The sequence below is a fragment of the Streptomyces sp. SID14436 genome (assembly GCF_010548465.1).
Taxonomy (GTDB): domain Bacteria; phylum Actinomycetota; class Actinomycetes; order Streptomycetales; family Streptomycetaceae; genus Streptomyces.
In genome coordinates, this window is sequence record NZ_JAAGMD010000142.1 from 1 (window position 1) to 7,802 (window position 7,802).

The 7,802-nt window shown below is 70.0% G+C and carries 6 protein-coding genes; 2 read left to right on the top strand and 4 right to left on the bottom strand.

Annotated features, from left to right (window positions below):
• Positions 1–133: 133 nt before the first annotated feature.
• Positions 134–2,971, bottom strand: coding sequence for a preprotein translocase subunit SecA (gene secA / locus G3I53_RS05335; RefSeq protein WP_164438070.1), 2,838 nt, complete (start codon positions 2,969–2,971; stop codon positions 134–136).
• Between the two features lie 281 nt (positions 2,972–3,252).
• Between secA and G3I53_RS05340 the strand changes: the two genes are divergently transcribed.
• Positions 3,253–3,822, top strand: a complete 570-nt coding sequence (locus G3I53_RS05340) for a GNAT family N-acetyltransferase (protein WP_164337536.1) — start codon at positions 3,253–3,255, stop codon at positions 3,820–3,822.
• Between the two features lie 49 nt (positions 3,823–3,871).
• A complete protein-coding gene (locus G3I53_RS05345; RefSeq protein WP_164337535.1) occupies positions 3,872–5,059 on the top strand; it encodes a crosslink repair DNA glycosylase YcaQ family protein in 1,188 nt (395 codons plus the stop codon).
• A 69-nt stretch (positions 5,060–5,128) separates the two neighbouring features.
• Here G3I53_RS05345 and G3I53_RS05350 read toward each other — a convergent pair whose 3' ends face one another.
• From G3I53_RS05350 to G3I53_RS33620, 3 genes are all read right to left on the bottom strand, one after another.
• Positions 5,129–5,875, bottom strand: coding sequence for a response regulator transcription factor (locus G3I53_RS05350; protein ID WP_164337534.1), 747 nt, complete (start codon positions 5,873–5,875; stop codon positions 5,129–5,131).
• Between the two features lie 205 nt (positions 5,876–6,080).
• Complete coding sequence (gene raiA, locus G3I53_RS05355) at positions 6,081–6,773, bottom strand: ribosome-associated translation inhibitor RaiA (protein ID WP_164337533.1); 693 nt, start codon at positions 6,771–6,773, stop codon at positions 6,081–6,083.
• A 311-nt stretch (positions 6,774–7,084) separates the two neighbouring features.
• The coding region (locus G3I53_RS33620) for a hypothetical protein (RefSeq protein WP_239063580.1) at positions 7,085–7,802 on the bottom strand (718 nt) is incomplete at its 5' end.

Genomic DNA, 7,802 nt, shown 5'->3' on the forward strand with positions numbered 1-7,802 from the left:
GGCCGCAGGCCCTACCCCCGCACCGCTGCCCGGCGGCGACCCGCCCCCGGGGACGCCGGAGGGCCGGACACCCTCGGGGTGTCCGGCCCTCGGCCCGGTCAGTGCGGTCCGCCTCGCCGGAGGCGCCTGCCGGTTACTTCTTGCGGCGGCGACCGCCCCGCGCCTGCTTGCGGCGCTCGGCGCGGGTGAGGCCGTCGGCCTCGGAGCGCACCGGCTCGTCCTCGGCGAACTCGCCCTCGACGGTGCCGCCCTCGCCGTCCACGGTGGGCGCGGAGAAGTGCAGGTTGCGCCGCTGCGGGGCATCGAGGCCCTTGGCCCGGATCTCGGGGCGGGCGGCCCCGGCCTGCGCGGGCACCGCGTCCTGAGCCGCCGGCTGCGGGGCGTCCTCGACCGGAACCTCCTCGACCTGCTGCTCCACCTGGACCTCCAGGTTGAACAGGTAGCCGACGGACTCCTCCTTGATGCCGTCCATCATGGCCTGGAACATGTCGAAGCCCTCGCGCTGGTACTCGACCAGCGGGTCCTTCTGCGCCATGGCGCGCAGGCCGATGCCCTCCTGGAGGTAGTCCATCTCGTAGAGGTGCTCGCGCCACTTGCGGTCCAGGACCGACAGCACGACCCGGCGCTCCAGCTCACGCATGATCTCGGAGCCGAGCTGCGCCTCGCGCTCCTCGTACTGCCGCCGGATGTCGTCCTTGATGGAGTCGCCGATGAACTCGGCGGTCAGCCCGGCCCGGTCGCCGGCCTCCTCCTCCAGCTCCTCGACGGTGACCTTCACCGGGTAGAGCTGCTTGAACGCGCCCCACAGCCGGTCCAGGTCCCAGTCCTCGGGGAAGCCCTCGGCGGTCTCGGCCTGCACGTAGGCGTCGATGGTGTCGTCCATGAAGTGGTGGATCTGCTCCTGCAGGTCCTCGCCCTCCAGGACGCGGCGCCGCTCGCCGTAGATGACCTCGCGCTGGCGGTTGAGGACCTCGTCGTACTTCAGGACGTTCTTACGCGTCTCGAAGTTCTGCGTCTCGACCTGCGACTGGGCGGAGGCGATGGCACGCGTGACCATCTTGTTCTCGATCGGCACGTCGTCCGGCACGTTGGCCATGGACATCACGCGCTCGACCATCTGGGCCTTGAACAGCCGCATCAGGTCGTCGCCCAGCGACAGGTAGAAGCGGGACTCGCCCGGGTCGCCCTGACGGCCGGAACGACCGCGCAGCTGGTTGTCGATCCGCCGCGACTCGTGCCGCTCGGTGCCCAGGACGTAGAGGCCGCCGATCCGCTCGACCTCCTCCTTCTCCGCCTTGACCGCCTGCTCGGCCCGCTCCAGCGCCTCGGGGAGGGCCTGCGCCCACTCCTCGATGTGCTGCTCCGGGTCGAGGCCGCGCTGACGCAGCTCCGCCTCGGCGAGGTCCTCGGGGTTGCCGCCCAGCTTGATGTCCGTACCGCGGCCGGCCATGTTCGTGGCGACCGTGACACTGCCCTTGCGGCCGGCCTGGGCGACGATCGACGCCTCCCGCTCGTGGTGCTTGGCGTTGAGCACCTCGTGCTGGATGCCGCGCTTGCTGAGCTGCTGGGAGAGGTACTCGGACTTCTCCACGGAGGTGGTGCCGACGAGGATCGGCTGCCCCTTGCGGTGCTTCTCCTCGATGTCGTCGACGACCGCCTCGAACTTGGCGACCTCGGTGCGGTAGATCAGGTCGGACTGGTCCTTACGGACCATCGGCCGGTTGGTCGGGATGGGCACCACGCCCAGCTTGTAGATCTGGTGGAACTCGGCGGCCTCGGTCATCGCCGTACCGGTCATGCCGGACAGGCCCGGGATCTCCTTGCCGTCGTGGTCCCGGCGCTTGTAGAGGCGGAAGAAGTTCTGCAGCGTGATCGTGGCGAGCGTCTGGTTCTCGTCCTTGATCGGCACGCCTTCCTTGGCCTCGATGGCCTGGTGCATGCCCTCGTTGTAGCGGCGGCCGGCGAGGATACGTCCGGTGTGCTCGTCGACGATCATGACCTCGTCGTCGATGATGACGTAGTCCTTGTCGCGCTTGAAGAGCTCCTTGGCCTTGATGGCGTTGTTCAGGTAGCCCACCAGCGGGGTGTTCACCGACTCGTAGAGGTTGTCGATGCCCAGCCAGTCCTCGACCTTGGCGACGCCGGACTCGTGGATCGCGACGGTGCGCTTCTTCTCGTCGACCTCGTAGTCGCCGGTCTCCTCGATGCCCTTGAGGGGGTTGCCGGGCTCGCCCCGCTTGAGGCGCCGGACCAGCTTGGCGAAGTCGCCGTACCACTTGGTGGCCTGGTCGGCCGGGCCGGAGATGATCAGCGGCGTACGGGCCTCGTCGATGAGGATGGAGTCCACCTCGTCGACGATGGCGAAGTTGTGGCCGCGCTGGACGAGTTCCTCCTTGGACCACGCCATGTTGTCGCGGAGGTAGTCGAAGCCGAACTCGTTGTTCGTGCCGTAGGTGATGTCGCAGGCGTACTGCTCGCGGCGCTGGGCCGGCGTCATGTTGGCGAGGATGCAGCCGACGTCGAGGCCCAGGAACTTGTGGACGCGGCCCATCATCTCGGAGTCGCGCTCGGCCAGGTAGTCGTTGACCGTGATGATGTGGACGCCCTTGCCGGCGAGCGCGTTGAGATACGCGGGCAGGGTGCCGACGAGGGTCTTGCCCTCACCGGTCTTCATCTCGGCCACGTAGCCCATGTGCAGGGCGGCGCCGCCCATGATCTGCACGTCGTAGTGGCGCTGGCCGAGGACGCGCTTGGCGGCCTCGCGAACGGTGGCGTAGGCCTCGGGGAGCAGGTCGTCCAGGCTCTCACCGTCTGCGTAGCGCTGCTTGTACTCATCGGTGAGGGCCCGCAGCTCGGCGTCGGAGAGGTCGACGAAGTCCTCTTCGATGGAGTTGACCTGGTCCGCGATGCGGTGCAGCTTGCGCAGGATCTTGCCTTCGCCTGCACGCATGATCTTCGAGAGGACGGACACGGGGGTTGGTCTCCTTGCCGGTCGGGCCTGGGACGGTCGGTTACCGATTCACTGACGGGGCAACGGCCATCGTATGCGAGGACCCCACCACGCCGGGAGGCCCGCAGGGGCGGTGACCGTCGGCTGCTTCACATCTGTTGCACGACTGCTCCACAGAGGACAACGGACGGACCCCGCCGATGGTGCCGCATCCCCCGGGGAATTTGTGCGAAGGGTGACCACCGCCTCACTCACGGCGCAGCGGATGGCGCCGCGCACGGACCGGCGAGCAGAATCGGCCGATGGACCCCGTCACGCTCACCACCGGCCGGCTCGTCCTGCGCACGGTCGGCCCCGAGGACACCGACGCCGTGTACGCGGCCTGCCAGGACCCCGAGATCCAGCGCTGGACCAGCATCCCCTCCCCCTACCTGCCCGAGCACGCGCGCGGCTTCACGGAGCAGATGGCCCCGGACGGCTGGGCCGACGGCTCGATGTTCACCTTCGGCGTCTTCCTGCCCTCGGGGGAGCTGACGGGCATGCTCGGCCTCACCATGCGGTCCCTGGGCGCGGGCGAGATCGGCTTCTGGGGGACGAAGGAGTACCGCGGCCGGGGCCACATCACCGAGGCCACCCTCGCGGTCTGCCGCTGGGCCTTCACGCGGATGTCGGTGGACCGCGTGGAATGGCGCGCCGAGGTGGGCAACCGGGCCTCGCGCGCGGTGGCGGAGCGGGCGGGCTTCGTCGTGGAGGGCACCCTGCGTTCCGCGCTGAACAACAAGGGCGTCCTGCGGGACTGCTGGGTGGGCTCGCTGCTCCCGTCCGACCTGGGCCTGCCGTCGTCCGCGCCGTATCTCCCGGCGCCCGCGTGAGGCCCGGCCGGGCGGGCGTTGTCGGTGCCGCGGTCTATCGTGCCGACGTATGACGACCCTCCCGCGTCCGACCACGGAACTCTCGGCCGACGAGGCCCGGCGCATCGCGCTGCGGGCCCAGGGCTTCCTCGGCGCACCGGACCGCCGCTCGGGGGTGCGCGGTGTGCTCCGCCACCTGGGGGCGGTGCAGCTCGACACGATCTCCGTCCTCGCCCGGTCCCACGAGCTCATCGCCTACGCCCGCCTGGGCGCCGTGGGCCGTGCGGCCGTCGAGGAGGCGTACTGGAGAAGAGGGCAGCAGCCGCCGCACTCCTTCGAGTACTGGTCGCACGCCGCGTGCATCCTGCCGATCGAGGAGTGGCCCCACTTCGCCTTCCGCCGCCGCGCCTACCGCAACCGCCCGCACTGGAACCACGAGCTGCCCGACGGCGCCTACGACCAGGTCGTCAAGCAGCTGCGCGCGGAGGGCCCGCTCACGGCGACGGAGCTGGGCGGCGCCAAGCGCACCAGCGAGTGGTGGGACTGGTCCGGCGCCAAGGTCGCCGTCGAACGCGCCCTGATGTACGGCGAGGTGGTGTGCGTGGAGCGGCGCGGCTGGAAGCGGGTCTACGACCTGGCCGAGCGTGCCGTGCCCGCCGCGCTGCTGCACGACGACCTGGACGACACCGAGTGCCTGCGCCGGCTGGTCGGCCTGGCCGGCCGGGCCCTGGGCGTGGGCACCCGCGCGGACATCGCCGACTACCACCGCCTCAAGGGCGAACAGGTGGACGCAGTGATCGCGGACTCGGGTCTGGTCCCGGTGACCGTCGAGGGCTGGGCCAAGCCGGCCTGGGCGGATCCGCGGGCCCTGGCGTCCCCGCCCCGCGGGCGGCACCGCACGACGCTGCTCTCGCCGTTCGACTCCCTGGTCTGGGAAAGGGCCCGCACGGAGCGGATCTTCGGCTTCACGCACCGCCTGGAGGCGTACGTCCCCAAGCAGAAGCGGGTGCACGGGTACTTCGCCATGCCGGTGCTCTCCGGCGGCCGCCTCGTCGGGCGGGTCGACCCGGCGCGCGAGGGGCGCACCCTGGTCGCCAAGCAGGTCGCGCTGGACGGCCCGCGGGCGGTTCCGGCGCTCGCCCGGGCGCTGGTGGAGGCGGCCGGCTGGGTGGACTGCACGGACGTCCGGGTGGAGCGCCTCGACCGGGAGGAGCTGCGCGAGCCCCTGACGGCGGAGCTCGCCCACGCCCTCGCCTGACCGCGCTCGCCTGACCGCCGGCACCGGAAGACCGGTGCCGGCGAGCGGGAATCCGCCGGGGTCCGGCTCCTAGCGGATCTCGAGGATCTTCTCCCGCATCGCGTACACCACGGCCTCCATCCTGGAGTGCAGTTGCAGTTTCTCCAGGATGTTGCGCACGTGGTTCTTCACGGTGTTCTCGGAGATGAACAGTTCCTTGGCGATGTCCCGGTTGTTCATTCCGGTGGCGACGAGTTTGAGCACTTCCAGCTCACGGTCCGTCAGCCGGGGCGCGGGCACGAGCCGGCGCTCGTCGGTGCGCTGGATCATCGACTTGAACTCGGTGAGGAGTTTCGACGCCATGGACGGGCTGATCTGGGACTGTCCGTCGGCCACCGCGCGGATGGCGGTGGCCACTTCGTCGGTGGAGATCTCCTTGAGGAGGTAACCGGTCGCGCCCGCCTTGATGGCGTCGTAGAGGTCGGCTTCCTCGTCGCTGATCGTCAGCATGATGATCTTGGCGCTGGGGGCGACTTCCTTGATCGAGGTGCAGGCCTCGATCCCGCCCCGCTTGGGCATCCGCACGTCCATCAGGATGATGTCGGGCAGCAGGTCGGCGGCCTTCTCCACGGCTTCGGCGCCGTCCCCCGCCTCGCCCACGACCTGGATGTCCTCCTCGGCCGCGAGGACGATCTCCAGTCCCCGGCGGAACAGCGCGTGGTCGTCCACCACAAGGACTCTGATCGGTTCCTTGCGGGGTGCACCCGCAGCCGGGCCCATGCCGACGACGCCGTCGTCGGCGTCCTCGTCACGCATCGGTCCAAAGCTGTCCGCCATCGTTCCTCCCCCTGAAGGCTGTGGCCTGTGGTTCTGAGCCATCGCCAACCCAAGGCAACGGCCCACCGGTTGGACCGCTGCCGCCATGATTCCATGCCGGACGCCGCAGGGGTGACAGCGCGCTGCACCAGCGGGGGGCGCACACCGGTGCCCCTGGGGGCGCACACGCGCACCAGGGGCACCGGCACCGCTGTCGTCCGGCGGGTCAGCCGCCGAGCGTCCCGCCTGCCTCGGGGGAGTTGGTCTGCGTGACCATCGTGTCCGTCTGGAGGTGGATCACGCCGTAGTCGTAGGCGTGGCGCCGGTAGACGACGCTGGGCTCCTTGGTCTCGGAGTCGACGAAGAGGTAGAAGTCGTGCCCGACCAGCTCCATCTCGTAGAGCGCCTGGTCGAGCGTCATGGGGGCGGCCACGTGGGTCTTCTCGCGGACGACGAGGGGACCGTCACCCTGTACTTCCAGCGAGCCGATCTTCTTGGTCGGGACGGCTTCCGTCTCCTCCTGCGAGGAGTTCGCGCCGGTCCCGTTCAGGGTCGCCGCACCCGGGACGTGGTCGGGGACCTCGGCGGCCGAGATCCTGCGTGCGCCACGTCGCGAGAAGCGCTTGTCGTGCTGCTTGCGCAGCCGGGCGTCCAGCTTTTCCGCCGCCAGGTCGAGCGCCGCATAGGGGTCGCTCGCCGCGGCCTCCGCCCGGATCACCGGACCGCGGGTGCGCAGGGTGATCTCCACCCGGTCGCAGCGGTCGGCCTGTCGGGGGTTGGGCTCCTTGGACACCTCGACGTCGAGGCTGATCACCTTGCCGTCGAGCTTCTGGATCTTCTCCAGCTTCAGCTTCTCGGCCACGTGCTTCCGGAACCGCTCGGGCACCTCGGTCTTGCGGCCCTTGACGACGATGTCCACGCAGAACTCCGTTCCCGGATCACTCCGCCTCGGTGCGGAGTGTCTCCCTTTTGCACCCGGCTCCGGTGACCCCCGGAACCTCGGACTCGGTGACTTCCACCTCCTCCCCCGCGGACGAGATCTCCACTCCACCGGCTCGGGTCAATACGGAAAACCCATGCCTCGGCATTCGGATTCGAGAGGTCTGGCCTGCGGCTTTCCCTCACAACCGAACATATCTCGCCCGGACGGATGTCGTCACCCTCTACCGCGGCGTACCTCCGTTCAGGTGAATTCGGCCTCTCAATACCTGCAACGACGCAAGTTTCCTGTCAGTTCCGGTTTATTTCGAAGGAGGCCGGTGATGCGGCGACGACCGCCGCCCGGACCATGCCCCGGTCCTGCGCCGTGTTCCCGTCGCCCTGGTCGTGCTCGTAGTCCGCTTCGTTCTCGTTGTTCAGGTCGTTCGAGCTGTCCGTGTCGTTCACGTCGTTCGTGGCGGTCAGGCGGTCCGTGTCGTTCGCGTCGGTCGTGTCGTTGTCGTCGGCGCGGCCGGCTCCGGCCGCGCCCGTCGGGCGGGCGGCTCGCCGTCCCGCTCCCGGTCGTCCCGGTCCGTTCCGTCGTTGCCCTCTCCCTTCCCCTGTCTCACCCGTGTACACGAGCGCGGGCGCCGGAATGCTCGAACCGACGGCAGGAATGCCCGGACCGAAGGCCGGGCCGCCGGCCGTATCCGGCCGGCCGTGCGACACGCGCACGTCATCGGGACGGCCGGACCGTGTCGCCGCACGCACCGCGCGCGCCGCCTCGGCCAGTGAGGCACCCGTCGTCATCAGGTCGTCGACGATCACCACCCGTCCCTCGGTCAGCAGCCGGCCGGTGCCGGGAGCCACCGCGAGCGCACCGGCGACGTTGGCCTGCCGCTGCCGGGCGTCGAGCCCCGACTGGTCGGCCACGTCCCGCCGTTGCCGCAGCGCGGGAAGTACCTGGGCGGGTACCCCCGCGCGCCGGAGCTCACCCGCGGCGGCGAACGCGATCCGCCGGGCCGGGTCG

Bases quoted from the DNA above. Each gene is read 5' to 3' on its own strand.
- G3I53_RS05345 (WP_164337535.1), top strand. From the start codon at position 3,872: ATGACGACCCTCCCGCGTCCGACCACGGAACTCTCGGCCGACGAGGCC.
- G3I53_RS05340 (WP_164337536.1), top strand. From the start codon at position 3,253: ATGGACCCCGTCACGCTCACCACCGGCCGGCTCGTCCTGCGCACGGTC.
- G3I53_RS05350 (WP_164337534.1), bottom strand. From the start codon at position 5,875: ATGGCGGACAGCTTTGGACCGATGCGTGACGAGGACGCCGACGACGGC.